This window comes from Micromonospora sp. NPDC003816 (genome assembly GCF_042874705.1).
GTDB lineage: Bacteria > Actinomycetota > Actinomycetes > Mycobacteriales > Micromonosporaceae > Micromonospora.
On record NZ_JBIANP010000006.1, the window covers coordinates 324,014 to 346,223 of the forward strand.

General features: G+C 70.5%; 36 protein-coding genes and 1 tRNA gene. 24 read left to right on the top strand and 13 right to left on the bottom strand.

Annotation, left to right across the window (positions count from 1 at the left end):
• Positions 1 to 9 precede the first annotated feature (9 nt).
• The 12 genes from ACFYTT_RS21500 to ACFYTT_RS21555 all read left to right on the top strand — a co-directional run bounded on the left by ACFYTT_RS21500 (position 10) and on the right by ACFYTT_RS21555 (position 6,472).
• The gene (locus ACFYTT_RS21500; RefSeq protein WP_387261472.1) at positions 10 to 717 is read left to right on the top strand and encodes a hypothetical protein; all 708 of its coding nucleotides are present in this window, start codon (positions 10 to 12) and stop codon (positions 715 to 717) included.
• 21 nt (positions 718 to 738) lie between these two features.
• Positions 739 to 1,740: a major capsid protein gene (locus tag ACFYTT_RS21505; protein WP_387261475.1), complete on the top strand. Its 1,002-nt coding sequence runs from the start codon at positions 739 to 741 to the stop codon at positions 1,738 to 1,740.
• Between the two features lies 1 nt (position 1,741).
• Positions 1,742 to 2,125 (top strand): hypothetical protein, encoded by a 384-nt coding sequence (locus tag ACFYTT_RS21510; RefSeq protein ID WP_387261478.1) that lies wholly within the window; start codon positions 1,742 to 1,744, stop codon positions 2,123 to 2,125.
• 3 nt (positions 2,126 to 2,128) lie between these two features.
• Positions 2,129 to 2,332 carry a hypothetical protein gene (locus tag ACFYTT_RS21515; protein WP_387261481.1) on the top strand — a complete coding sequence of 68 codons (204 nt, stop codon included), beginning with the start codon at positions 2,129 to 2,131 and terminating at the stop codon, positions 2,330 to 2,332.
• A 60-nt stretch (positions 2,333 to 2,392) separates the two neighbouring features.
• Positions 2,393 to 3,118, top strand: a complete 726-nt coding sequence (locus ACFYTT_RS21520) for a hypothetical protein (RefSeq protein ID WP_387261484.1) — start codon at positions 2,393 to 2,395, stop codon at positions 3,116 to 3,118.
• Positions 3,119 to 3,408: 290 nt separating this feature from the next.
• Positions 3,409 to 3,798, top strand: coding sequence for a hypothetical protein (locus ACFYTT_RS21525; RefSeq protein WP_387261677.1), 390 nt, complete (start codon positions 3,409 to 3,411; stop codon positions 3,796 to 3,798).
• Positions 3,799 to 3,802: 4 nt separating this feature from the next.
• Positions 3,803 to 4,144 carry a hypothetical protein gene (locus tag ACFYTT_RS21530; RefSeq protein WP_387261487.1) on the top strand — a complete coding sequence of 114 codons (342 nt, stop codon included), beginning with the start codon at positions 3,803 to 3,805 and terminating at the stop codon, positions 4,142 to 4,144.
• 2 nt (positions 4,145 to 4,146) lie between these two features.
• The gene (locus ACFYTT_RS21535) at positions 4,147 to 4,503 is read left to right on the top strand and encodes a hypothetical protein (protein WP_387261490.1); all 357 of its coding nucleotides are present in this window, start codon (positions 4,147 to 4,149) and stop codon (positions 4,501 to 4,503) included.
• Positions 4,503 to 4,949 carry a minor capsid protein gene (locus ACFYTT_RS21540; RefSeq protein WP_387261494.1) on the top strand — a complete coding sequence of 149 codons (447 nt, stop codon included), beginning with the start codon at positions 4,503 to 4,505 and terminating at the stop codon, positions 4,947 to 4,949. Before ACFYTT_RS21535 ends, ACFYTT_RS21540 begins: the two co-directional genes overlap by 1 nt.
• 10 nt (positions 4,950 to 4,959) lie before the next feature.
• Positions 4,960 to 5,718, top strand: a complete 759-nt coding sequence (locus ACFYTT_RS21545; protein WP_387261497.1) for a phage tail tube protein — start codon at positions 4,960 to 4,962, stop codon at positions 5,716 to 5,718.
• Positions 5,718 to 6,305 (top strand): hypothetical protein, encoded by a 588-nt coding sequence (locus ACFYTT_RS21550; protein WP_387261500.1) that lies wholly within the window; start codon positions 5,718 to 5,720, stop codon positions 6,303 to 6,305. The genes ACFYTT_RS21545 and ACFYTT_RS21550 overlap by 1 nt, the downstream gene beginning before the upstream one ends.
• Before the next feature lie 29 nt (positions 6,306 to 6,334).
• Complete coding sequence (locus ACFYTT_RS21555; protein ID WP_387261503.1) at positions 6,335 to 6,472, top strand: hypothetical protein; 138 nt, start codon at positions 6,335 to 6,337, stop codon at positions 6,470 to 6,472.
• On the opposite strand, the gene ACFYTT_RS21560 is transcribed toward ACFYTT_RS21555, so the two are convergent.
• The gene (locus ACFYTT_RS21560) at positions 6,462 to 6,881 is read right to left on the bottom strand and encodes a hypothetical protein (protein WP_387261506.1); all 420 of its coding nucleotides are present in this window, start codon (positions 6,879 to 6,881) and stop codon (positions 6,462 to 6,464) included. The genes ACFYTT_RS21555 and ACFYTT_RS21560 overlap by 11 nt on opposite strands.
• A 91-nt stretch (positions 6,882 to 6,972) precedes the next feature.
• Between ACFYTT_RS21560 and ACFYTT_RS21565 the strand changes: the two genes are divergently transcribed.
• The 7 genes from ACFYTT_RS21565 (at position 6,973) to ACFYTT_RS21595 (ending at position 13,533) form a co-directional block, all read left to right on the top strand.
• Positions 6,973 to 8,997, top strand: coding sequence for a phage tail tape measure protein (locus tag ACFYTT_RS21565; protein ID WP_387261509.1), 2,025 nt, complete (start codon positions 6,973 to 6,975; stop codon positions 8,995 to 8,997).
• Positions 8,998 to 9,005: 8 nt separating this feature from the next.
• Positions 9,006 to 11,132 carry a hypothetical protein gene (locus tag ACFYTT_RS21570; RefSeq protein WP_387261513.1) on the top strand — a complete coding sequence of 709 codons (2,127 nt, stop codon included), beginning with the start codon at positions 9,006 to 9,008 and terminating at the stop codon, positions 11,130 to 11,132.
• A gap of 10 nt (positions 11,133 to 11,142) precedes the next feature.
• Positions 11,143 to 11,592, top strand: coding sequence for a hypothetical protein (locus tag ACFYTT_RS21575; protein WP_387261516.1), 450 nt, complete (start codon positions 11,143 to 11,145; stop codon positions 11,590 to 11,592).
• Between the two features lie 9 nt (positions 11,593 to 11,601).
• Positions 11,602 to 11,889: a hypothetical protein gene (locus ACFYTT_RS21580; protein WP_387261519.1), complete on the top strand. Its 288-nt coding sequence runs from the start codon at positions 11,602 to 11,604 to the stop codon at positions 11,887 to 11,889.
• On the top strand, positions 11,886 to 12,881 hold the full coding sequence (locus ACFYTT_RS21585; protein ID WP_387261522.1) for a peptidoglycan-binding protein: 996 nt from the start codon (positions 11,886 to 11,888) through the stop codon (positions 12,879 to 12,881). Before ACFYTT_RS21580 ends, ACFYTT_RS21585 begins: the two co-directional genes overlap by 4 nt.
• Before the next feature lie 101 nt (positions 12,882 to 12,982).
• Complete coding sequence (locus tag ACFYTT_RS21590; RefSeq protein WP_387261525.1) at positions 12,983 to 13,261, top strand: hypothetical protein; 279 nt, start codon at positions 12,983 to 12,985, stop codon at positions 13,259 to 13,261.
• 35 nt (positions 13,262 to 13,296) lie between these two features.
• Positions 13,297 to 13,533: a hypothetical protein gene (locus tag ACFYTT_RS21595; protein WP_387261528.1), complete on the top strand. Its 237-nt coding sequence runs from the start codon at positions 13,297 to 13,299 to the stop codon at positions 13,531 to 13,533.
• 161 nt (positions 13,534 to 13,694) lie between these two features.
• Here the strand turns inward: ACFYTT_RS21595 and ACFYTT_RS21600 are convergent, their stop codons facing one another.
• Positions 13,695 to 13,943, bottom strand: a complete 249-nt coding sequence (locus tag ACFYTT_RS21600) for a hypothetical protein (RefSeq protein ID WP_387261531.1) — start codon at positions 13,941 to 13,943, stop codon at positions 13,695 to 13,697.
• 108 nt (positions 13,944 to 14,051) lie between these two features.
• Here ACFYTT_RS21600 and ACFYTT_RS21605 point away from each other — a divergent pair, with 108 nt between their 5' ends.
• Positions 14,052 to 14,318, top strand: coding sequence for a hypothetical protein (locus ACFYTT_RS21605; RefSeq protein ID WP_387261533.1), 267 nt, complete (start codon positions 14,052 to 14,054; stop codon positions 14,316 to 14,318).
• Between the two features lie 81 nt (positions 14,319 to 14,399).
• Here the strand turns inward: ACFYTT_RS21605 and ACFYTT_RS21610 are convergent, their stop codons facing one another.
• From ACFYTT_RS21610 to ACFYTT_RS21630, 5 genes are all read right to left on the bottom strand, one after another.
• The gene (locus ACFYTT_RS21610; RefSeq protein ID WP_387261535.1) at positions 14,400 to 14,885 is read right to left on the bottom strand and encodes a hypothetical protein; all 486 of its coding nucleotides are present in this window, start codon (positions 14,883 to 14,885) and stop codon (positions 14,400 to 14,402) included.
• Positions 14,885 to 15,394, bottom strand: a complete 510-nt coding sequence (locus ACFYTT_RS21615; protein ID WP_387261538.1) for a hypothetical protein — start codon at positions 15,392 to 15,394, stop codon at positions 14,885 to 14,887. Before ACFYTT_RS21615 ends, ACFYTT_RS21610 begins: the two co-directional genes overlap by 1 nt.
• Positions 15,395 to 15,405: 11 nt before the next feature.
• Positions 15,406 to 15,642 carry a hypothetical protein gene (locus ACFYTT_RS21620; RefSeq protein WP_387261540.1) on the bottom strand — a complete coding sequence of 79 codons (237 nt, stop codon included), beginning with the start codon at positions 15,640 to 15,642 and terminating at the stop codon, positions 15,406 to 15,408.
• On the bottom strand, positions 15,642 to 15,980 hold the full coding sequence (locus ACFYTT_RS21625) for a hypothetical protein (protein ID WP_387261543.1): 339 nt from the start codon (positions 15,978 to 15,980) through the stop codon (positions 15,642 to 15,644). The genes ACFYTT_RS21620 and ACFYTT_RS21625 overlap by 1 nt, the downstream gene beginning before the upstream one ends.
• A gap of 70 nt (positions 15,981 to 16,050) precedes the next feature.
• A complete protein-coding gene (locus tag ACFYTT_RS21630) occupies positions 16,051 to 17,376 on the bottom strand; it encodes a hypothetical protein (RefSeq protein WP_387261546.1) in 1,326 nt (441 codons plus the stop codon).
• A gap of 152 nt (positions 17,377 to 17,528) precedes the next feature.
• On the opposite strand from ACFYTT_RS21630, the gene ACFYTT_RS21635 reads away from it, so the two are divergent.
• Entirely contained in the window at positions 17,529 to 17,726 is a 198-nt protein-coding gene (locus ACFYTT_RS21635) for a hypothetical protein (RefSeq protein ID WP_387261549.1), read from the top strand.
• A gap of 48 nt (positions 17,727 to 17,774) precedes the next feature.
• Here ACFYTT_RS21635 and ACFYTT_RS21640 read toward each other — a convergent pair whose 3' ends face one another.
• Entirely contained in the window at positions 17,775 to 17,975 is a 201-nt protein-coding gene (locus tag ACFYTT_RS21640; RefSeq protein WP_387261552.1) for a hypothetical protein, read from the bottom strand.
• A complete protein-coding gene (locus tag ACFYTT_RS21645; RefSeq protein ID WP_387261555.1) occupies positions 17,968 to 18,153 on the bottom strand; it encodes a hypothetical protein in 186 nt (61 codons plus the stop codon). Before ACFYTT_RS21645 ends, ACFYTT_RS21640 begins: the two co-directional genes overlap by 8 nt.
• A 356-nt stretch (positions 18,154 to 18,509) precedes the next feature.
• Here ACFYTT_RS21645 and ACFYTT_RS21650 point away from each other — a divergent pair, with 356 nt between their 5' ends.
• The 3 genes from ACFYTT_RS21650 (at position 18,510) to ACFYTT_RS21660 (ending at position 19,807) form a co-directional block, all read left to right on the top strand.
• Positions 18,510 to 18,746, top strand: coding sequence for a winged helix-turn-helix domain-containing protein (locus tag ACFYTT_RS21650; protein WP_387261558.1), 237 nt, complete (start codon positions 18,510 to 18,512; stop codon positions 18,744 to 18,746).
• A 66-nt stretch (positions 18,747 to 18,812) separates the two neighbouring features.
• A complete protein-coding gene (locus ACFYTT_RS21655) occupies positions 18,813 to 19,214 on the top strand; it encodes a GntR family transcriptional regulator (protein ID WP_387261561.1) in 402 nt (133 codons plus the stop codon).
• Positions 19,215 to 19,540: 326 nt separating this feature from the next.
• Positions 19,541 to 19,807: a hypothetical protein gene (locus tag ACFYTT_RS21660; RefSeq protein WP_387261564.1), complete on the top strand. Its 267-nt coding sequence runs from the start codon at positions 19,541 to 19,543 to the stop codon at positions 19,805 to 19,807.
• 83 nt (positions 19,808 to 19,890) lie between these two features.
• Here ACFYTT_RS21660 and ACFYTT_RS21665 read toward each other — a convergent pair.
• The 4 genes from ACFYTT_RS21665 to ACFYTT_RS21680 form a co-directional block, all read right to left on the bottom strand.
• A tRNA-Arg gene (locus ACFYTT_RS21665) sits at positions 19,891 to 19,963 on the bottom strand.
• Between the two features lie 169 nt (positions 19,964 to 20,132).
• Entirely contained in the window at positions 20,133 to 21,152 is a 1,020-nt protein-coding gene (locus ACFYTT_RS21670) for an alpha/beta hydrolase (protein WP_387261567.1), read from the bottom strand.
• 82 nt (positions 21,153 to 21,234) lie between these two features.
• Positions 21,235 to 21,441 (bottom strand): hypothetical protein, encoded by a 207-nt coding sequence (locus ACFYTT_RS21675; protein WP_161594905.1) that lies wholly within the window; start codon positions 21,439 to 21,441, stop codon positions 21,235 to 21,237.
• Positions 21,442 to 21,501: 60 nt separating this feature from the next.
• Positions 21,502 to 21,927, bottom strand: coding sequence for an HPF/RaiA family ribosome-associated protein (locus tag ACFYTT_RS21680; protein ID WP_131051752.1), 426 nt, complete (start codon positions 21,925 to 21,927; stop codon positions 21,502 to 21,504).
• Between the last annotated feature and the right edge of the window lie 283 nt (positions 21,928 to 22,210).

The window sequence follows — 22,210 nt, forward strand, 5'->3', positions numbered from 1 at the left end:
GGCCACGTCATGCACCGCACCCGACGCCGCACCCTGCTCGCCATCGGCGGTCTGGCCTACCGTGGCCCGGCTCGCCGGGACGACCCGGGCGGCCCTACCGGCAGCGGCTCCACCGAGGGTGGCAGCGGCTCCACCGACGAGGGCGGCCAGGGCAGTGAGGGCGGCCAGGGCGACGACTCCGGCAGCAAGACGCCGGAGATCAAGGGCGAGTTCGACCCCGAGCGGCATGCTCGGGCGCTCGCAGCCGCTCGCGAGGGCGAGAGGAAGGCCAAGGCCGAAACCAAGGTCGAGCGGGAGCGTGTCGCCGCGATCCTCAAGGCTGCCGGGCTCACCCCCGACGGCAAGGAGGACCCGGCCGAGCAGCTCAAGGCCGCCCGTGAGTCCGCCGACAAGGCGACCGCCAAGGCCCGGCAGACCGCCGTGGAGCTGGCCGTCTACAAGTCCGCCGGCAAGGCCGGCGCGGACCCGGACGCCGTACTCGACAGCCGCGGCTTCCTCGCCGCCGTCGCCGACCTCGACCCCGAGGACGGCGAGTTCAACGACAAGGTCACCGCCGCCATCAAGGCCGCAGTGAAGAGCAACGCGAAGCTCGCCGCAGGTACCGCCGGCCAAGGGTCCGGAACCGGTCGCCAGGGAGCCGACCACACCGGAGGTAGCGGCGGACGTAGCCGCTCGACCTCCCTCACCGACGCCGTCAAGCGCAAGCTCGGCGGCTGACCCAACCGGAGGTAGAACCTCATGCCTGTAACCCTGGCCGAGGCGTCGAACAACGCGCAGGAGGACTTCGACGCCACCGTGATCGACGAATTCCGCAAGGAGTCGACGATCCTCGACACCCTCACCTTCGACGACGCGGTCAACCCGGCCGGCGGCGGCGCCACCATGACCTACGGGTACCGGCGGCTCGCCACGCAGGCCACCGCGGCGACCCGTGAGCTGAACACCGAGTACCAGGCCCAGAACGTCACCACGACCAAGCACTCAGTCGAACTGGCGGTGATGGGTGGCGCGTTCACGATCGACCGGGTGATCGCCCGGATCGGTCCGGCCGCATCCGGTGCCGTCGCGCTGAACATGGCCCAGAAGGTCAAGGCCACCAGGACCCGCTTCGCCGACGAGGTAATCAACGGGGACACGAACGTCGACGCCCACGGCTTCGACGGACTCGACAAGGCCCTGGTCGGCACGTCCACGGAGTTCCGGCCCAGCGCGGTGACGAACTGGTCCGACCTGGACACCGACGCCAGCGTGAAGCACAAGGCCCTCGACGATCTCGACGAGTTCCTCAGCCTGCTCGACGGCACCCCGACGATCCTGCTCGGCAACCGGCGGCTCCTGGCCAAGGTCCGGGGCATCGTCCGCCGGACCGGCATGTACGTGCGCGACCCGATCCAGGGGCTCATCGGGGCGAACGGTCGGCCGATCACCCGCGAGAGCTACGGCGGGATCATCTTCGCGGACCCGGGCGACAAGGCCGGATCCAGCTCGCCAATCATCCCGGTCGAGACCCGCACCGTGGGGGTTTCGACGACCAACCTGACCGACCTGTACGCCTACCGCGTCGGTCTGGACGGCTTCCACGGTGTCACCACCGTCGGCTCGCAGCTCGTCGCGACGTGGCTGCCCGACTTCTCGACGCCGGGTGCGGTCAAGTCCGGCGAGGTGGAGCTCGGCCCGGTCGCGGTCGCCCTCAAGGCGACCAAGGCGGCGGCCGTCTGGCGGAACATCAAGGTGGCCTGACATGCAGCGATACAAGATCACCGCACCGGTTAAGACGGCCACCGGCACGGTCGCCGGTGTCGCCCTGGTCGACGGCCAGGGCGACACGGACAACGAGGGCGCTCTCGCGTACTTCCGCCGGCACGGCTACAAGGTCGAGGAGATCACCGAGGTGCCCGCGCCGGCCATCGAACCGGCACCGGAGGTCCCGGCGGAGCCCGACGGCGGGACTCCCGAGGGCCAGGGCCCCGTGCTCGCCGAGCCGCCTTCCCGGTCGGCTTCCAAGGCGGCATGGGTTACCTACGCCACCTCCGAGGCCGGCGGCAACCGCTTCTCCGTCGAGGACGCCGAGAAGCTCACCCGCGACCAGCTCGCCGAGAAGTACCTCGGCCCGAAGGAGGACTGACCGATGACGGTCCACGGCGAATACACCGGCGTCGTCCGCGACCACCCCGCGCTCGGCGGCATGCCGGCAGCCCCGGTCGCCAACGTGGCCGCCGCGAACGCGGACGGCACCTACGGCACCGAGGAAGCCGCGCTGATCAACGAGCTGAAGACGAAGGTCAACGCGCTACTCGCCTCGCTGCGGGCTGCTGGGGTCCTGAGCGAGTGATTCGTGGGGGCGGTCGCGTCGCACCGGCCGCCCCCGCCCAACCCGGGAGGAAGGCGCATCATGGCAGCTCAGGGCGTCGTCCCCGGTGGAGACCCCGGCAAGCTCGACCGCGACAACAGGCCGACCGGCGTACTCGCCGGAGTGCTGCTTCGGCTGATCCTCGACCACAACCCGGCCACCGACGAGCCCGACATCCTCCAGGTCGGCCGGAACCTCACCGGTACGCCGGACGGCGACGAGTTGGCCTTCTGGCTCAACGAACTGGGCTACGTCCGCCTACAAGCGCTGCTGTCCCGGCTGTGGGAGCACCTCCTCGTGCTCATCACCAGGCCGGGAGCATCTGGCCTCATGCTGCGGCTGGAGCGCCGCGAGGCCAACGGGACCCGGACGTACATCGGCGGCATCGACCCTCTGGCCCGGTGGATCACGAGCCTCCAGCCGTGGACGCCGATCACCGCGATCGACCCGGGCGCGACCGGCCGCTACTCGATGACCGTGACGGCCGGTGTGGCGCCGCTGAGCGCCTGCTGGGACGCGGACGCGACCGCCAGGTTGCAGGGCCGGGTGTACGTGCCAGCCGGATCAGTAGCCGGTGACACCCTGTTCACGCTGCCCAGCGGCTTCGCCCCGGTCACTCACAACCGTCTGCTGCCGATCCCCACGAACACCGGAATCGCGGCCCCGTGCGAGATCCTCACCTCCGGGGCGGTGGTGATCCGGCGGACGCAGGCCGGAGAGATGCACCTCAGCTTCGATGATCAAACTTTCAAGCGGGTGACGACATGACGGTTGTGCAGGGCCGCAGTTCCACGCTGACGGCCACCTACCGGCGCGGCGACGGAACCCCCGTCGACGTTGACGACGTCACCCTCACCATCGCCCCGGCCGCTGGCGGCACCCCCGTGCTCGGCCCGACCGGGACGGGCATCGGCCACCCGGCCACCGGCGTCTACGCCTACATCTGGGCGGTGCCGGTCGACCTGGCCGCCGGCAGCTATCTGGCGCTGTGGGAGGGCACGTACCTGGGTGCGGCGGCAACCGCGCAGGAGATCGTGACGGTCCGCGCCGCACCGGTGGTGGGCGCGTACGCGAGTGTCGACGACCTCAACGAACTGCTTGGCCGCACCCCGCTGAACGCGGCGCGGCTGCTGGTGCGGGCGAGCCGGGACGTGGACCGGGCGCTGCTGTGCGCGGTGTACGACGCGACCGATCCGGCCGTGGTCGAGGCGCTGCGCGAGGCGACGTTGGAACAGGTCGCGAGCGGGCTGGATTCGGGTGACGTGACCGGCACCGGTGCTGCCCCGCCGACGAGTTCGTTCTCCGTCGGCAAGGTCAGCGTCGTGCGCGGCGGGCAAGGCGCGGGCGGATCGTCTGCCCAGGCCAGCAAGATTGGGTCGCTGTGGCCGCAGGCGTGGCAGGTCCTTCAGGCCGCCGGCCTGACCGGACACGGGCCGCAGACGTGGTGACGCCGTGAACTGGGCCGAGTTCATCGCCGCGCACATCCCTGCACCGGCGATCGTCACCATCGAGCCGTACGCGGGTGCCGGGGCGTACGGCGACGTCTACGGCGCACCCGTCGAGGTGACGCCGTGCATCGTCGAGGAGACGCGGCGGATGGTGCGGGTACAGACGCAGGACGCCGCCGGCAGCGAGCAGGTCAGCTCGACCACGGTGCTCGCCCCGCTCGATACCCCTTGCCCCGCCGGGAGCCGCGTCACCTGGAACGGCAGGACCGCCACGGTCCTGGCCGTCGCCCGCGTCGAGGCCCACGGCCTGCCCCTGCCCGAGCACCTGGACATCTCCCTGGAGTGAGCGTGGCCGACGAGGTCCGGATCGAGTGGGACGGCGACAAGGTCCTGGCCGCCCTGAAGGGTGCGAGCTTCCAGGGTGCCCAGCTCGCCGCCGAGCATCTGCTCCAGGTCTCCAGCGGCCTGGCACCGCACGAGGAGGGCGACCTGGAGCGCAGTGGCGAGGTCAGCGGCGACCCGGGCACCGGCGCCGTGGCCGTCTCCTACGACCGGCCGTACGCCGTCCGACAGCATGAGGATCAGACCCTCAGGCACGACCAGGGCCGGAAGGCGAAGTACCTGGAGGACCCGATGGGCACTGAGCGGGCCACGATGCTGGCCATCATCGCCAAGACCGCCGGCAAGCCGCTGGGCGGCACCTGATGGCCGGCGAGGGCTGGACCTCCCGCCTACTCGTCGGCCTCGCCGGGCACCTCGACGCCGCCGACGTCGGCACGTACCGGGCCGCCGACGCATACCAGCCAGACGAGACGGCCATCGTGATCCGCGGGGTGCCGCAGGCGCCAGACCGGCTGATTACCCTCGCCCCGTACCCGATCGGATCGGCCACCCCCGGCCTCGCGGACCACCAACTGGCCGTGCAGATCCGGATCCGGGCTGGCCGGGATCCGCGCGAGTGTGACGACCTGGCCGACGCCGTATTCGACCTGCTCGACGGGGCGTCCGGGCTCGTGTTCGGCGGGATCGCCGTGGTGCAGATCTGGCGCCAGTCGTACACCTCGCTCGGCGACGACAGCAACGGCCGCTGGTCGCGGTCGGAGAACTACTACCTGGACGCGATGCGTCCGACCAGCAACAACTCGAACTGAGGAGCACGCCGTGACCCAGCCCACCGACCGCACGACCCTGCTGGCCCGGCGTCTCCGGGTCGACATCGACATGGGCACCTTCCCGGCCGTCAACTACCAGGAGCTGGTCGGCCGCCGAGAGCTGAACCCGATCAGCGAGACGCGCGCCCAGGACGACGAGGGCTACGAGGACGACGGTGCCGCCCGCGAGGCCACCACCGGTTACTCGTGGCGGCTGGAGCTGAAGCTCTCGCACTCGACGAACGCGGCTGGGACGTCGCTGAACCCCGTGCACGCCTTCCTGCGACAGAAGCACCTCCTCGCCCAGACGCAGAACGTCGCCGCCGGCGAGTTCGGGGTCCGCTGGTACGACAAAGACGGCCTCGCCAGCGGCGAGGAGTTCGCCGGCCGCTGCTACGTCAAGCAGTGGTCCCGCGATTCCAACGCCAGCCCGGACCTGGAGGTGGTGACCGTCGTTCTACAGGGCCAGGGCCAGCGCGTCCCGATCACCAACCCGAACGCCGACCTCACCCCGGCGATCACCGGCCTGATGCCGGCCACCGGCGACGATGGCGGGGGCTACCACGTTTCGATCTTCGGGCAGCACTTCAGCGGAGCCACCGACGTCGACTTCGGCGCCAACGCGGCCGACGACTTCACGGTGGTTTCCGACAACCACATCGTGGCGACCGCGCCAGCCGGCACCGCCGGCACCGTGCGGGTCACTGTGGAGACACCGGAGGGTGTCAGCCCGAACGTGCCCGCCGACGACTTCGTGTACACGGCCTGATGGCGGCCCGGCTCTCCGGGCTCGGGAAGTACTTCGCACCCGGCCTCGTCCTGGCTGATGTACCCGGCCGGGACGGGGTCGAGCGCGAGTACACCGTGCCCCTCGCGTCCGCCGAGCTGGGACTCTGGTGCCAGACCATCGCCAACGCCACCATGCAGATCCACCGCGCCAGCACGCCGGAGGACATCCAGCAGGCCGTCACCCTCATCGAGGACCTGCCCGAGATGGACGACCGGACCTCGCTGGAGCGGCGGGTCCTCGGCGACGCCTACGAGCAGATGGTGGCCGACGGGGTTTCCCACCAGCACATCGCCTACTGCGCGGCCACCACGTACGCGTGGATCCTCGGCGGGGACGAGGCCGCCGAACGGTACTGGACGTCGGGGGGCGTTCCGGGGGAAGCGGTCGGCCCGGCGATGAACCGGGCCGACCGCAGGGCCAACCAGAAGGCCGGATCCTCCCCGACCACGAGTACGGGCGAGGCGACTACGACCCCGCATCTGGCCTCTGGAGCTGGTACGAACTCCCGGAGGGGCGGACGGGGTCGGGGACGTCGTGGGGGGAGATCCTCGACCACTGGGAGCTGATCGAGGCCGACATCCACTCCGAGTACGGGGTGGACCTCGACGAGCCGGGGATCCTCCAGCAGCGCACCTGGCGGTGGCTGTCGGCCCGCATCGCCGGGCTGCTCTCGGCGGACACCCGGTTGGCTCGGGCACTGTCGCCCCCGCCGGAGATGCCCGTCAGTAGGTAGGGCAGATGTGCTTCTTGACCGCCGCGAGGATCTTCTTAGCCTTCGCGTCGCCGAACCCATTCGGGTGGTCAGGGCCGGTGAATCGGGCGTTGACGAACATCAGCAGCTTTGCCTCGTCGTCCGGCCACTCCTTGATGCTGGAGCACTGGTCACGACCCCGGTTGATGATCCGGTCGGGGTCCTTATCACCCACGATGTCCGGGTCGATCTTCGTGAGTGCGGCCAAGTAGGCGGCGGCGGTCTCCTCGTCCGGCTTCGGCGGTATGCCCGCTGCCGCTGCGGCCTTCTCGACCGCGTCGGAGCTGATGACGCTTGGCGCCGCCGCCTCGGGGGTGGCGGTCTCGCTGCTGCCGCAGCCTGCCAGCGCAATCAGCAGCACCGCTGCCGCCGCTACTCGCCGTGCTTTCACTCGGACCTCCTGTATGGGGCGGGGATGACCGAGGCACGGTACCCGCCGGCTAGTGGCCGGGCCGTCCGCAATCCGACAGCAGGAGGTGATCATGGCTCTCAAGCTCGGCACCCTGGTCGCCTACCTGCGCGCCGACGACACCCACCTCTCCCGGGGTCTCGCGGCCGTGGACGGCAAGATGCGCCAGGCTGGCCAGAAGGCCCGTCAGTACGCGCCGATCGTCGGCGCCGCACTGGCCGCCGGCATCGGCGCCGGGTTCGTCAAGGGCCTGGACCTGGAGGAGGCGCAGGCCAAGCTCACCAACCAGGTCGGTGACCCGGCGCTGGCGGAGCAGCTCGGCAAGGTCGCCGGGCAGGTCTACAGCCGGGGCTTCGGCGAGAGCGCCGCCGAGAACATGGACGCCGTCCAGGCCGTGGTGAGCAGCAAGCTCGCCAACATCAACGACGCGGGCGCCGTCGAGCGGATGACCGTGCAGGTCCAGGCGTACGCGAAGACGTGGGGCACCGACGTGGCCCAGGCCGCGAAGTATGCAGGCGTCGTCCTCGGGTCCGGGCTGGTGGCGGACGCCGAGGAGGCGATGGACCTCATCACCGTCGCGTCCAGCAAGGTGCCACGCGAGCTGCGCGAGGACGTGCTCGACGCCGCCGACGAGTACAGCCAGTTCTTCCGGACCTTGGGTTTCAGCGGCGAGCAGGCGTTCTCGATCCTGGTCAAGGGTGCCGAGAAGGGCATGTACGGGATCGACAAGGCCGGCGACGCGATCAAGGAGTTCACGCTCCGGGCGACCGACATGTCGAAGTCGTCCGTCGAGGCGTACGAGTCGATCGGCCTCGACGCCGAGAAGATGTCGAACCGGATCCTGGCTGGCGGCAAGACGGCGAAGGGTGCCTTCGACCAGATCGTCACCGGACTGCTGGGGATCAAGGATCCGACCGAGCAGGCCAACACGGCGATCGCCCTGTTCGGCACCCCCATCGAAGACCTCAACGTCCAGGACATCCCTCAGTTCCTCAAGAGCCTGAAGGCGGGCGAGAACGCTTTGGGGGACGTCTCGGGAGCCGCCGACCGGGCCGGTCAGACCCTGGAGCAGACCAACAAGCAGAAGCTGGAGGCATTCAAGCGCCAGGTGCAGTCCGCCCTGATCGACAAGGTGGGTCAGGCCGTCCCCTACCTGGAGAAGGTGGGTAAGTGGGCCCTCGACAACGCCGGCACGCTGCTCACCATCGGCGCGGTCATCGGGGGGCTGGCGGTCAGCATCTACGCCGTCCGGGGTGCCATCGCGGCCTGGAACGCGGTGACGGTGATCTGGACGGCCGTGACGAAGGTTGCGACGGCCGCGCAGTGGCTCTGGAACATCGCCATGGCGGCGAACCCCATCGGCCTGGTCATCGTCGCGATCATCGCCCTGGTCGCCGGCATCTGGCTGCTCTGGGAGAACAGCTCCGCCTTCCGCGACTTCTGGATCATGATCTGGGACGCGATCGTCGCTGCCGTGATGTGGGCCGTCGACGGAGTCGTCTTCATCGCCACCTGGCTGTGGGACAAGCTCTCCACCGGGGCGAAAGCCTGGTGGGCGCTGTTCTCCGGCGTGTGGCGCAAGGCCGGTGAGCTGGGCCGTCGAATGCTCGACTGGATCATCGATAAGGCGATCGCCTTCAACAAGTTCATGACCGGCCTGCCAGGGAAAATGGCCGGGAAACTGCGGTCGCTGTTCGACCCGCTCAAGAGCGGATTCAAGAACGCCCTGAACTGGATCATCGGCCGGTGGAACAACTTCAGCCTGACCCTCGGCGGCGGCTCAATCATGGGCATGAGCATCCCGTCCGTGACGCTGAACACGCCCAACATCCCGTACCTGGCCAACGGCGGCCGCATCATCCGTGACGGCCTCGCCGTAGTCGGTGAACGCGGACCCGAGCTGCACCACCTCAAGGCCGGCGCCGCAGTGCAGCCTCTGGCCCCCGGCAGCCGGTTCGGTGCCGCAGCCGCGGAGTTCCTGCGGATCCTGCTCACCGGCGAATTCAAGATCCGAGGCTCCGACCTCGTATTGGTGCTGCGGGAGCAAGTGGCCACGAAGGGCGGCAACGTGCAACAGGTCATCGGCAGCAACAGGTAGGAGGCAGGGTGTCGTACGCGACCGGTGACAGCCTCAAGGTCCGGATCCGGATCGCGTTCGGGGCCGTGATCACCGACAACCCGAGCACCTGGACGTGGACCGACGTCACGCAGTGGTGGCACGTCCCGGACGACGTGACGATCACCTGGGGCCGATCGTCCGGCGCCGAGCAGGCCGAGCCATCCACGCTCTCGTTGACGTTCAAGAACGACGGCCGCTTCACCGCCTACGACGCTCGATCGCTGTGGTGGCCGCACGTCCGCAAGTGGACGCCCATCACGTACGACATCGACCTCGGCGACGGAGCAGGCTGGCGCAACCGGTTCAGCGGCTACGTCCGAAAGTGGCCGCTGACCTGGCCTGGCGGGTCGGATCGGATGGCGCTGGCGAAGATCGCGGCGGTGGGGGTGCTGGGTCGGCTTGGCCGGTCTCGGTTCCCGCTCCAGTCCGCGCTACGCCGCTACCTGCCCGGCACCAACCCGGTCGCGTGGTGGCCCCTCGAAGACGGCAGTGAGTCGACGCAGGCCGCGTCGGGCATTCCCGGCGGCCGGCCGATGCGAGTGCGGGTCGGGCAGATCCAGTTCGATGCGGACGGCCCGCCCGGGGCGGCTGGCGCCGCGATCCCGTCGACCGACGTGGAGTCCACCATCTCCGGTGACGTGGTGGGCGCGAGCGCGACAGCCTGGCAGGTCGCGGTGTGGTTCCGGGCCTCGGTCGATGCGCCCGGCAGCTACGCGGGTGTGATGCCGGTCCGCGTCGAGACGCCGAACATGTACTTCGAGCTGTTCGGCCAGGCCAACACAGCCAGCACCGTGGTGGTGGGTCTGTTCGGGACAGGGCCGTCGGAGTACCTGTCGTCCACTGGCCCGACGCCCCTGGACGGACGTTGGCACCTGGTCCAGTTCCGGGTCTCGCAGGTCGGGGGTAACGCCGCCGTCGTCCTGGTCCTCGACGGTGTGCAGGTCGCGTCGAACACGTTCACCGGCTACACGGTCGGCCCGGTGACTCGCATCGACACGCTCGGCAAGATGCTCGGTGGCGTCGGCGCCGTGTTCAACGTGCGCGACGTCGCCGTATCGCACATCAGCGTCCACAACGGCGCGTCTGTCGTCAGCCAGTACGTCGCCGGCACCGGCTACACCGGGGAAACATCAACCGCCCGCCTGGCCCGCCTTTGCGCCGAGCTGGGGGTGCCATTGACGGTCACGCCCGGCCCGGACCCGGCCGAGGCGATGGGACCGCAGCGGCCGGCCACCGCGATGACGCTGTGGCAGGAGTGCGAGACAGCCGACGTCGGCCTGATCGACGAGGCGGGGTGGGGGCTCGGCTACCTGGCCCGGTCCGCCCGCTACAACCCCGCCCTCGCACTGGCCTTGGACGCCGCGCTCGGCCAGCTCGGCGAGGACTTCGAGCCGGTCGACGACGACGACGCCCACCGCAACGTGTGGGTCGTAGAGCGGGTCAACGGTTCTTCGGCCGAGGCCCGCGACGACGACTCGATCCGCTACCAGGGTGAGATCGGCACGTCGGTGCAGGTCAACATCGCATCCGACCTGCGGCTGGGCGACCACGCCGGCTGGCGACTGCGGATGACCACCCCGCAGGAGCCGCGGTATCCGGCGCTGTCGTTCACCGTGTCCGCCCGCCGGGAGTTGTCCGCGCAGTGGGTGCAGTGCCGGCCGGGTAGCCGGGTGCAGGTGCTTCACCCGCCGCCGCAGCATGTGCCCGGTGGCGTGGACCAGTTGATCGCCGGGGCCACGGAGGTGTACCGGGGCCGGCGGTGGTGGCAGGTCACCCTGAACGTGGAGCCGGCCAGCCCGTGGCTGGTGGCGGAGGTGGACGGCGGACAGCGGGTCACCAGTGAGACGAGCACGCTCGCCACGGGGTACGCCGCGACCGGCACGGGCACGCTGTCGCTGGCCTTCAACGCCACGCAGGGCCGCTGGACGACCGACCCTGCCGACTTCCCCCTCGACCTCCGCGTCGGTGGCGAACAGGTCCGCGTCTCGGCGATCACCGGAACCTCCAGCCCACAGACCGCCACGGTCACAGCGCGGGGCCTGAACGGGGTGCAGAGGTCCTGGCCATCGGGCGCCCAGGTGGACGTGTGGGATCCGGCGGTCGTGTCGCTATGAGGAGTGTGTGATGGGCCAGTTCCCTGCTGGAGCACGGATCCCCACAGCCAAGCTGAACGACCGGCATGTCCAGGCACGCCAGTCGGCCGGTCTCCAGAGCATCGGCAACAACTCCGAGACCATCCTGAACTGGGATGTCATCGACAGCATCGATGGAATCACCTGGTCCGGTGGCACGGCGGTGGCGGTACCGATCTCGGGCCTGTGGACGGTGAGCTGCACCGTCCGATGGACGGGCAACGCCACCGGATACCGCCGGATCGCGATCTACGTCAACAGCACGCTGTTCGCCGACCAGGCAGCACCGGCCATCCCGGTCAATCACCCCCTGAACGTCGCCTTCACCGCGTACCTGGCGGCCGGGCAGACCATCGACGCGCGGGCCCTGCAAACCAGTGGCGGGTCGCTGGGCTTCGCCGTCACCAGCAGGACCCCCAACCTCATCATCACCAAGCAGTAGGAGGCCCGAATGTCGTGGACGCCGGTCGGTGAGGGCCGCTGGACGTGGTCCGCTGACGACGATGTGCACCTGCTGCTTCATGAGGCGGGGCTGCTGTGGGAGCTGCATGTGCTGTACGGGCGGGCGCACCTGCACCGCTACGTGCCGAACGGCCCGGTGCTGGCCGTGCAGCCGTTGGATGACGCCACCTGGCGGGGCACGCGGCAGCTTTCGCCGCCGCCGTCGAGCGAGGAGGAGGGCTGGCAGGCGCTGGCCGCCGCTGCTGCGGAACCCGAGCCGGGCGAGGAGCCGTCATGACGCGTGCACCCGCCAACCTGCTGGAGGTCCGCAGCCTCCTGCTGAAGCACCTCAACCGTGACCCGAACCGGGTGCGTGACGAGGACCTGGAGCCGGCCGAGGTCGGGATCGTCGGCGACTCGGCTCACCGCGGCGGCTACCACTGCGGCGAGGACCGGGTGGTTCCGAACGACTACTCGGTGGTCGAGTCGTCCCGGGATCGGACCGGTCTGACCTTGGACGCCGCCGCGCTGGACGTCGGCATGTTCGAGTGGCGAGACGGGCTCGGCCGCCTACACAACCTCCAGACCTTCTCGGTCTGGTGTGTCGCCCAGTGCGTCGCCGGCGCGACGGACACCCGGGACATTCGAGAGATCATCTACAGCCCGGACGGCAAGGTGGTCCGCCGCTGGGACCGGCTCGGCCGGCGCTCGACCGGCGACAGGAGCCACCTGTGGCACACCCACTTCAGCTGGTTCCGTGACTCGATCAAGGCGGGGCGTGACCAGACGCCGCTGTTCCGCCGGTACCTGACCACCATCGGCCTGCTGACCTCGGAGGACGACGTGAGCGACTACGTACAACACGGCGACCGGAACCAAGGGGTGTACCGGCTCCAGTATCGGCTCAACCGGCTCGGATTCAGCGTCGGACCGAAGGGCGCCGACGGCATCTATGGCGACGCGACCACGGCGGCGGTCGTCGCATTCGAGAAGTCGCTCGACAAGGACTACAAGGGCGACGGCAGGTCGGTCAACGCCGCCACCTGGACCCGCCTGGACGACGCCCGCGCCGTGCAGCTCATCCGGCAGCACGCTCCCCAGCCGCCCGCGCCGAGCATCGACTACGCCGTGCTGGCCCGGGCTCTCGACCTGCACGGCCTCGCCGCAGCGGTGCCGGTGCCGACGCTGGCCGCCCAGCTCGCCGCGTCCCCCGAACTGGCGTGGGCGCTGACCAACGAGTTGCTCACGCGACTGACCAAGCGACTGGTCGCGGTCGAGCCGGCGTCGTGACGGCAGCGTCCGACGCCGCTCGTCCGCCCGCCGGAGACGGAGGCAACTTCCTGTTGTGGCGAGAGGTGGACCGCCTGGACCGGCGTGTCGATGAGCTGACCGTGCGCGCAGAGCGGCTGATCTCCGAGGCACGCGCCGAGCTGGCCACCGACATCGACCGCACCGCCACCCGCCTGGAACGCCTCGACGAGCACGGCTCACGCGGCGTCGAGGCGCTACGGCTGGAACTACGCAGTCTGCGCAACGACCTGGAGGCGCACGAGGGCATGCACGCCCAGGCGGCCCAGGAACAGAAGGCGGCGCGGCGGTGGACGATCGGCCTGGTCGCCGGTCTGATCGCCCCGCTGTACCCGCTGATCATCACTGCGGTCGTCCGGTGACGGCCGCGACTTCGAGAGTCTCAGGAGGGTTCGACATGCAGAGCAACACCCCCAATCCCGACAGCACCGAGCCGGTGATGTCGGCTGGTGCCATCACCGCTGCGGTGACCGCCGTGCTGACGCTGCTGGTCGCGTTCGGCCTGGACCTCACCGAGGGGCAGACGACCGCGATCCTGGGCGTGGTGGCGGTGGTCGGGCCGATCGTGGCCGCGTGGTGGGGTCGCCGGTCGGCGTACGCACCGGCCACAGTGGCGCGTCTGCTGCGCCGGTAGACTCCACGGCGCGGTGCCGGCGGTACGCGACCGACGGGACCGACCACGTGCAGACGGCCCCGCTCTCCCTGGTGGGAGGGCGGGGCCGTTCGGTGTGTCCAGGCAGGCGAGGCGAGGGAAAGCGGTTTCCGGTGGGGTAGGGCTGGGGATCCCCCTCCGGCTCAGTAGTAGTCGACCCAGTCGGCGGCGGCCCGGGTCGTGCTGCACGTGGCGTCCGGTCCGCTGTGGACCACCTCGCCGTTCTGCGTGCAGTAGAGGTAGCCCGGGCCGATGACGTCGTGGCCGCAGTCGGCGCAGGGGCCGCTGTTCTCGCAGTCGGGGCAGGTGGGGGCGGTCTTGTGGATCTCGGCGGAGCAGAACTTGCGGCCGGGGGCCCAGGTGTAGGTCTCGGTCATCGTCATCGTCGCCATTTCGGTTCCTCCCTCGCTTGCCTGTACCCATAGTCTAGTGGGTACCCACTAGACGCGCAAGTGGGTACCCACTAGATTTCTGGGCGGGGACCCACTAACCTGGCCCGCATGACGCTCCCCGACCCCATCGCGGCCCTCGCCCACCTGCCCACCGACCCGGCCGACCGGGCCCGCGCCCTCGGTGCCGCCCTGGAGGCCATCCCCGGCTTCCAGGCAGCTCTCCGCGCCGAACGCGCCGAGGCCGTCACCGAGCTGAAGCAGGGGCGCACCTGGGACCAGGTCGGCGAGGAACTCGGCCTGCACCCGGCCCGGGCCTCCCAGATCGCTCGGGGAGTCACCGGCGGCACCAAGCGCAAGCCGGCGGCCGAGGAGTAGAGGAGCGCGCTTTCCTGCCCCACGTAAACGCCGGCGGCCCCGCTCCCCTCGCAAGGGGCGGGGCCGCTTCGCGTACGCGGGTCAGCTCGCGGCGGCGATCCGCTCGGCCCGCACGTCCCGGATCCGCCGCTTCGCCGTCGCCTCGCTCACCTCGAACTCGTCCATCACCTGCCGCACGATCTCGGCGTACGGGTGGCCACGGTCGAGCATCCGGCCGATCACGTCCTCCGGCGTGGCCGGCTCCTCGTCGACCAGCTCCAGGTCGAGTTCCTCGTCCCGTTCCTGGGCTGGCTCGGCGGCGCGTACCCGGCGGCCGTCGCGTTCCACGATCCGCCCCCACCAGCCGGTGTCACGACCGGTGTCATCGGTGTCAGACACCTCGCTGACCTGCGGTTTGACACCAGAATCGATGTCACCGTCGTCGGCGGGGGAGGGGAGGGCCCCACGCTTCTCCAGCCACCCGTAGTGGATGGTCGCCCCAGCGATGTAGAGAACGGCGACGACGAGCAGGGCGACCGGGCCACCCCAACCTCGGGTCGCCTCAGCGGCAGCAGCAAGGGTCAGCATCAGGCGGCTCCGAACAGGAGGGCCGGCAGAGGTGCAACCAGCCAGGTGAGTAGGTCGATCGATCCCCGGGTCAGGTCACCGACCAGGCCGCCCGGCAGGTCGGACAACATGCCGAGGAGGATCGCGGCGATCCACAGCCGGGTGTTGATCCGGTAGAGCGGGCTCTGCGGGAACGTGAGAGTGGCGAATCGGCCGAGCTTCTTGCTGGCCTTGACCGGCAGGAGGCAGCCGATGGTGTAGATCCACAGCAGGCCGACGAGGGCACCGAGGATCGCGTTGATGGAGGCGCCCGCGATGTAGGCGCCGCCGGTGGCGTCGAGGAGCTTCTCGATGAACGCGGTGGCGGTCCCGACGGTCCACTGGTCGAGTGGCGACTCGTTGAAGCCCTCGTAAATCGCGGGGACGGCGAGGAAGAACGCCAGCCGGTCGCGCAGGCTGTTGGGGCCGACGCTCATGTAGTCGACGACCAGGGCGAGCAGCAACAGCACGGCCACGGCGGTCGGGGACATGGTGTGTTCCACTACGCCCCCGTCCAGTCGAGGATCTTGACGCCGGTGGCGGCGTCCCGGACCTCCAGGCGCGGCGAGTCCATCGGTTCGTTGGCGTCCAGGGCCGCCCGGGTGAGCGTCTGGAGCTGCTGGCTGAGGATGGTCGCGTACCCGGGGATGGACAGGTCGAGGATCACGACGTGTCGCCGGTCGTGGAGGACCTCGTACTGGCCGTCGAAGATGTGAAGCCGGTAGGGCAGAGCGGCCATCAGGCGTCCATCTCCTGGTGCGCGAGGACGGGGAAGAGGCCGAGGCCGAGCAGCACCATGGCGCCCGCTGCGGCCCAGGCGATGCCGGTCTCGCCGGCCAGGATGGCGGCCAGCGCGGCGACGAGGGCACCGAGGACCGTGCTGGCCAGGGTGAGGGCGATGGGCGTCCAGGGCACGTAGCGGGCCGGGAGGACGACCGGGTCGATGTGGGCGGCGCGCATCTCGGCGACGCGGGTGGCGACGGCGGGCAGGTCGGTCGCGGGCACGGTGACGGTGCGGCCGGCGAGTGCCCGCGCGGGCGAGTCGGGCGGCACGGTGCCGCGGATCAGGTGGGGCATGATGGGTGTCTCCTTCGGGAGGGGCCCGGGGCGCGGCGTGCTGTCCAGGCGTGAGCCGCGCCCCGGGCGACTACTGGGCGTTCTGGCGCTTCCACTGGCCGGCGTACGTCTTGCCGACCCCTGCGAGGGCGGCCAGAGCGCGGTCGGACGGTGCCCGCCCGTGCTCGGCCAGGTAGGTGTCGTAGGCGGCCCGAGTGCGCTCCGCCTCGGTGCCCACGGGCACGGCCCGGGGTGCCCGCCGACGGACGGCTCCGGTCACGCGGGCAGCCACCGAGGTTCGCTTCACGCGGGCGGTCGCGGGCACCTCGCCGCTGCCCGCCGGTACCGGGCTCGCGGGCACCTCGCGGGCAGGGCTGTGTCGGGCGATCCAGTCGGCCGGGATCTCGTCGGGAATCTGCGCGGCGATGCCCGCGGGCATCCGGATCCCGCCGACCTCCCGCAGCTCGCCCACCTGGCGGCCCAGGTCGCTGGCGACCATCCGCGCCGACAGGCGGGTCTCGTCCATCAACTGGCGCTCGGCGGCGGTCGGCAGGACTGCCGGACCGCGCTGGATCTCCTCGATGAGCCGGCGCATGACGGCGGAGTCCGGCCGAACCGACGACACCACGACGTGGGCGACCGCGTACCGGCGGCGGGCCGCGTCGATCACCTGCTCCTGGGTCTGCTCGGCGCGGGCGGTCAGCATCCGGGCGCCGAGCCAGGACCAGGGCCACCGGCCGCCCGCCCACCGCATGGCCCTGGCGAGGCGACGTACCTGCCACTCCTCGTGCTCGTCGCGGACGTCCTGCTCGGCCGGGGCGAGCGCGCCGACGGCGACGAGGACAGCGCGGGGGGTCCAGCGGAACCGGGACGGCGTACCCGAGCGGCGAGTGACGCGGAGCAGGGCCAGGTACCAGAGGCAGGTGCCGAAGACCACGACCACGGCTCGGCCCACGACGGCCCCGAAGGTCTGCCCGGCGAGGACCGCCAGGACGCCGCCGAGGATGGAGAAGAGCCAGAAGAACGGGCCGGCGGGGCCGAACCCGACGTTGGGCTTGCCGTCCTTGTCCTTGCCCTTGCCGTGGTCGTAGATCATGCCGACCGTCACCCAGGTCGCGGCCTCCAGGAAGACGGAGAAGGCGGTGGCCTCGTGCTCGGGCAGCTTGAAGACTGTGGTGCAGAACTCCCAGGTGCCGGTGACGACGGCCCAGGTGACACCGGCCTGCACGACGACCTGGCCGAGAAGCAGCTTGAAGTTCGGGGCGGCCCCACGGATGGCGCGGACGACGGTCGCGACGAGGCGGAAGACCGCGATGAGCAGGGCCACGATGAGGGCCGCCGCGAGTCCGGCCGCGACGACGACCAGCCAGGGCTCGGTGGCCCAGGTGGCGGCAATCCAGGCGGTGAGGTGCTTCATGCCGGTCATCATGACGCGTCTGTCGCGTCTGGCGCAACTGTCGCGACATGGCTAGCGTGTCGAGCGTGGCTATGACTGGCGTGTTAGTCGTGCGATCATCCGGAGGCAGACATCGGCGGCCGGGGGAGCGCGACTTGAGTAGCGGCGAGTGGATGAGCGTCCGAGAGGCAGCCGCCGCCCTGGAGGTGTCCGACCGCACCGTGCAGCGATCCCTCGCGGACGAAGAGCAGCGCGCAGAGGAGTGGGGAGCCGAGGGCGAGGGCTGGCGGTACAAGCCGCTGTCTCGCCGTGGCATCTACCAGCTCCGCCGGACCGAGGTGCTGAAGAAGGCCGGCAAGCCCGGAGCCTGACCAGGCGTAGAGACGCCCCCGGCCACTGGCCAGGGGCGTTTTGTCGTGTCAGCGCGCGTGGGGCGGGGTCCACAGGTGCTCGCCCACCAACCGCAGGTACCCGTACGCGACCATCAGCGGCCAGCACTTCCAGGCACAGTTGCAGATCGGGCACCAGTCGCGGCGATCGGCGGTGGGCCAGTGGTCGGTGATGATGACGCGGGCGGAGAGGACGAGCCGGGCGCGGACTTGGGCGACGACGTCAACCACGAGCCGCCTCCAGCCAGCGTGCCTCGGCGGCATCCGTGATCGGTTCCGCCCAGTCCAGCTCGCGGCACCCGTCCGTGGTGCAGCTCGGGCAGTGCCGGCGGTCGCGGTGCCGGGCCACCACCACGGCGGCGAGCTGCTCGACGTCGGCCTGTGGCGGCTCGTCGTACATGCTTGTCATCGCAGCCACCCGACGAGTGCGCCCAGGGCGATGACGACGATGCAGGCGATCACACGCCACCGCTCGTACAGGGGGGCCGGGGGGAGGTCCTCGGTCGGCCAGGGCCGGCGCTCGCGGTCACCATCCGGGACGGGGCGCGACGGCGGGTACGGGTCATCCATCGGTGCCTCCCCAGCAGTAGGAGGGATGGGGGTCCGGCCGGGCACGACGGGGGCGCGCCCGGCCGGCGGGGCCTCGCTGCTGACGAAGGACCCCGATGGACTGAACTTAGGAACCTAAGTGACCTAAGTCAACCCAGGAACCTACGGTGTGTTACCGGCGCTGGCAGGCTGGTGGGGCTGACGAAGGGCCCTGCCATGCCACCGCACCGCCGCAAGCCGTTGTACGAGCACGTCATCGACGACATCACCGCGTCGATCAGGGGCGGCACCCTCAAGCCGGGCGACAAGCTGCCGACCATTGCGCAGCTCGCCGAGCAGTACGGGATCTCCGATACGCGTATCAAGTTCGCGTTGCGGATCCTCGGCGAGCGTGGGCTGGTCGAAACACACCAGGGCAAGGGTGCGTTCGTGGCGGCCAACCCGCCGCAGTAGGTGAGCCGGTGGACCGGTCCACCTGTCCACAGGTGGGCTAGCCCACTCCTCCCTACCGTCCGGAACGTGATCCAGCCCAGGGGCGCACCGGCGTGGCAGCAGCTCGCCGCGATGCTGCGTGACCGGATCGAGTCTGGCGAGTGGCCGCCTGGGTCGCTGCTGCCCCCGCACCCGCGAATCGGGCACGAGCACGGCGTAGGGAAGTCCACCGTGCAGCGGGCCATCGCGGAGCTGCGTGCGGCTGGTCTGATCGACCTGGAGCGCGGCATTGGCATGCGGGTCCGGGAACCAGCCGCCCGGGAGCGGGTGGTGGCGCCGCGCGGGTCGGTCGTCCGGGCAAGGATGCCCACCCCTGAGGAGCGGGTCGCACTCGATATCGCGGAGGGTGTGCCGGTCCAGGTGGTGATCATCGGCGGCCGGGAGCGTGGACCTTACCCGGCTGATCGGGTGGACCTCACCGTCTCATGATCGACGATCTTGGGGCGAGGTGGAGCGGTGCGACTCTCGAATTAGTGACGGTCGCTGAAAGCAATTTGCATATCGCGCAAAGTCGCAGCGCTGAAAACTGCATCGAACGGTATCTAATCCGGCCGCACCGGGCGTAGTGGCCGTCGCACTACAGGTGCGGGATCCCGTCTCATCAGCCACTATGGCCCCTCCGGTCTCACAACCGGGACCAGTGGAGATCGCCGCCGTGGGGGAGGCGACCACCCAGGGCGCACCCCTGCCCGCGCACACCGCCTCGTGGGACCCCTCAGCACTGATCTCGCCGCACCGAAGCGAGGAGTTGCCCCATGCACCACCGACCACTGACCATCGCCGGCTGCGTCACAGGCACCCTGGCCCTGGTCCTGCTCGCCTGGCTCGTCTACCACGGAATCCGCTTCGATCAGCCGATGACGACCCGCATCGCGGTACTGGCCACGGCGGACGTCATGCTCGGGATGGCCAGCCTGGGGCTGCTCGGTCACGGTGCCGCCTGGGCTCGCGGCCACGTCGACGGTGTGCGGGAGACCGTCGACCGGCTCGCGGCTGCCCTCCCCAAGAGCCCGACCGCCTGACCTGTCCCCACGCTGTCCCCACGCGATGCGCAACGGCCCTCCGGAGATCACTTCGGGGGGCCGTTCTGACTGCTCAAGAGGGGTGCGCCCGGCAGGATTCGAACCTGCGGCCTTGGGATTAGAAGTCCCCTGCTCTATCCGCTGAGCTACGGGCGCGCTGTGGTATCGCGCGAGAAGGGTACCGCCGCACCGGCCCGGCGCGACGGAACGGGTGCCCGGTCAGCGTCGCACGCGCCATGGACCCCGCGCACCTGCGAATCCACGGCGTCGGCAGACCCGGGCGGACCCGGGGCCAAGCGAGACGGCGGCCCAGGCGGCCGATGGATCAGGGGGTGGCGTGCGAGGTGGACTCGCTGTCGGCCGGGCGGCGCGGGGCCGGTGGCGCAGGGGGCGTCGGTCCGGCGTCGAGGAAGGCGTCCGCCCAGCGGCCCACCTCGGTGAGGACCTTGTCGCGTACGGCGGGGCCGGACAACGTCAGGTCGTGCAGGCCGCCGTCGAAGCGGGCGAGCGTGACGTGCTGGCCGAGGCGGGGAGCCCAGCGGACCATGTGTTCGACGTCGAGGACGGCGTCGGCGAGGGTCGCCGAATCGTGCCACTTGACGCCCCGGAACGAGCGGGTCGAGCAGGCCAGCAGCACCGGCACCGGGATGTCGAGTCCGGCGCGCAGGCGTCGTTGGCCGGTGCGGACGGCGTTGAGCCATCCGGCCCGGACGGGGAATCCGGCGAGCGGCTTCCAGGCCAGGTCGTACGTCCATTCGCCGCGATGGTCGGCGTGCAGGCTCTCGCCGTACACGGTGCCGAGGCCGAAGGGGAGGACGCGGTGGGGTGCCCGACGGCCCAGGCGCGCGACGGCGGCCGCGAGGGGGCGACGCACGACCCAGGGGGCGTTGAGGTCGAAGAAGGGGCTGTTCAGGAAGATGCCGTCGACCAGCCCGGTGTCGCGGCGGGCGTCCGCCCAGAGCGAGACGATCAGCCCGCCGGTGGAGTGGCCCATGGCCAGCAGCGTGTCGTGTTCGTCCTCGGTGCGGATGATCTGGGCGGCGGCGTCCAGTTCGGGGAAGTAGTCGGCGAGGTCGCGGCAGAAGTTGGCGGTCTGGTGGGGGAGCAGGCTGCGGCCGTACTTGCGCAGGTCGAGCGCGTAGAAGTCCCAGCCACGGGCGGCGAAGTAGTCGGCCACGTGGGTCTGGAAGAAGTAGTCGACGAAGCCGTGCACGTAGAGCACCGCGCGCCCGGTGGGTCGCTCGGCCCGGCGGCGGACCAGGGTCGCGACCACCGGTCCCTCGTCGTCGCGGCCAAGGTCGATGGTGTGCCGCTCGTAGGGCGGTCCCAGCACGTCGGGTTCCACCGGACCGACGGTACGCCGGGAAGCTACCGCACGGTAGTAGCCCCCGCCCAGCGTGGGACGGGGGCTACGACCGTGCGGCGGGTCAGTCGCCGTGGGCGTCCCGGTCGGTCGGTTCGTGCGAGGTCGAGGCCCGCCCACGATCCGGCCCGTACGGCGAGACCTGGTCCACCGGGACCGTCCGGTGCTCCTGCTTGGTCGCGGAGCCACCCCCCGGGATCGGCCCGTCGCTGTCCTGGACCAGCCGGGTCTCGCCGCTGCGGCGCATCTCCGGTTGCTGCACGTTGGGCATGCCGTTCACCTCTCCCTGTTCAGCACCGCCGACCGGACGGGTGTCCGGACGGCGACACGGTCACCTCTCGTCGGTCTTCGTCCCGGCGGCGGCCAGTTCCTCGGCCAGTTCGTCGACCGGGGTCGGCTCGCCGGGCGGGGGCGTGACCCGCAGGTGCTTGTTGTTGCGCGGCTCCTGACGGGTCTTGGAGTCGTTGAGCTTGCGACGCAGGTCGTCACGGGCGTCGTTGAGCGCCGCGCGCAGGTCCTCCTCGGAGGAGGTCGTGACGATCTTCTGTCGGCCGGCGATCCAGCACTCCAGCGTGACCCGCTGGCCCTTGGCCTCCCGGTCCTTGACCGAGAGTTCGAGTTCGGTGGAGTCGGCGTGGAAACCGGCCAGACGGGCGTCGAGCGTGGCGAACTGGACCACGATCCAGTCCCGGTCGGCCTGCGAGAATCCGGCGCCCATTCGCAGGCACTTGTCGACAGTGGCCGGGTTCTCGCTCATCGCCGCACCTGACCAGGGACGCGGGCGGAACAAGCGATGGTCATCATCATGATCGCTGACCTTTCGTTCGACGTCGCAGGTGCGGTTGGCGATTTCCTACCCAGGCGGACCGGTCCGGAACCTGACGGTTTCCTGTGCGATCCGATCGTCCGCCGCCGGGCCCGCGCCGGGCAGGGGCGGTCGGCCTAGCACATCGGGACCTTGATCAGGCGTTCGTCCACAGGCCGCCAGGTTGTCCACAGGTACGACCGGAGGGGCTGCTCGGGTGGGCCGCGTGGCGCGA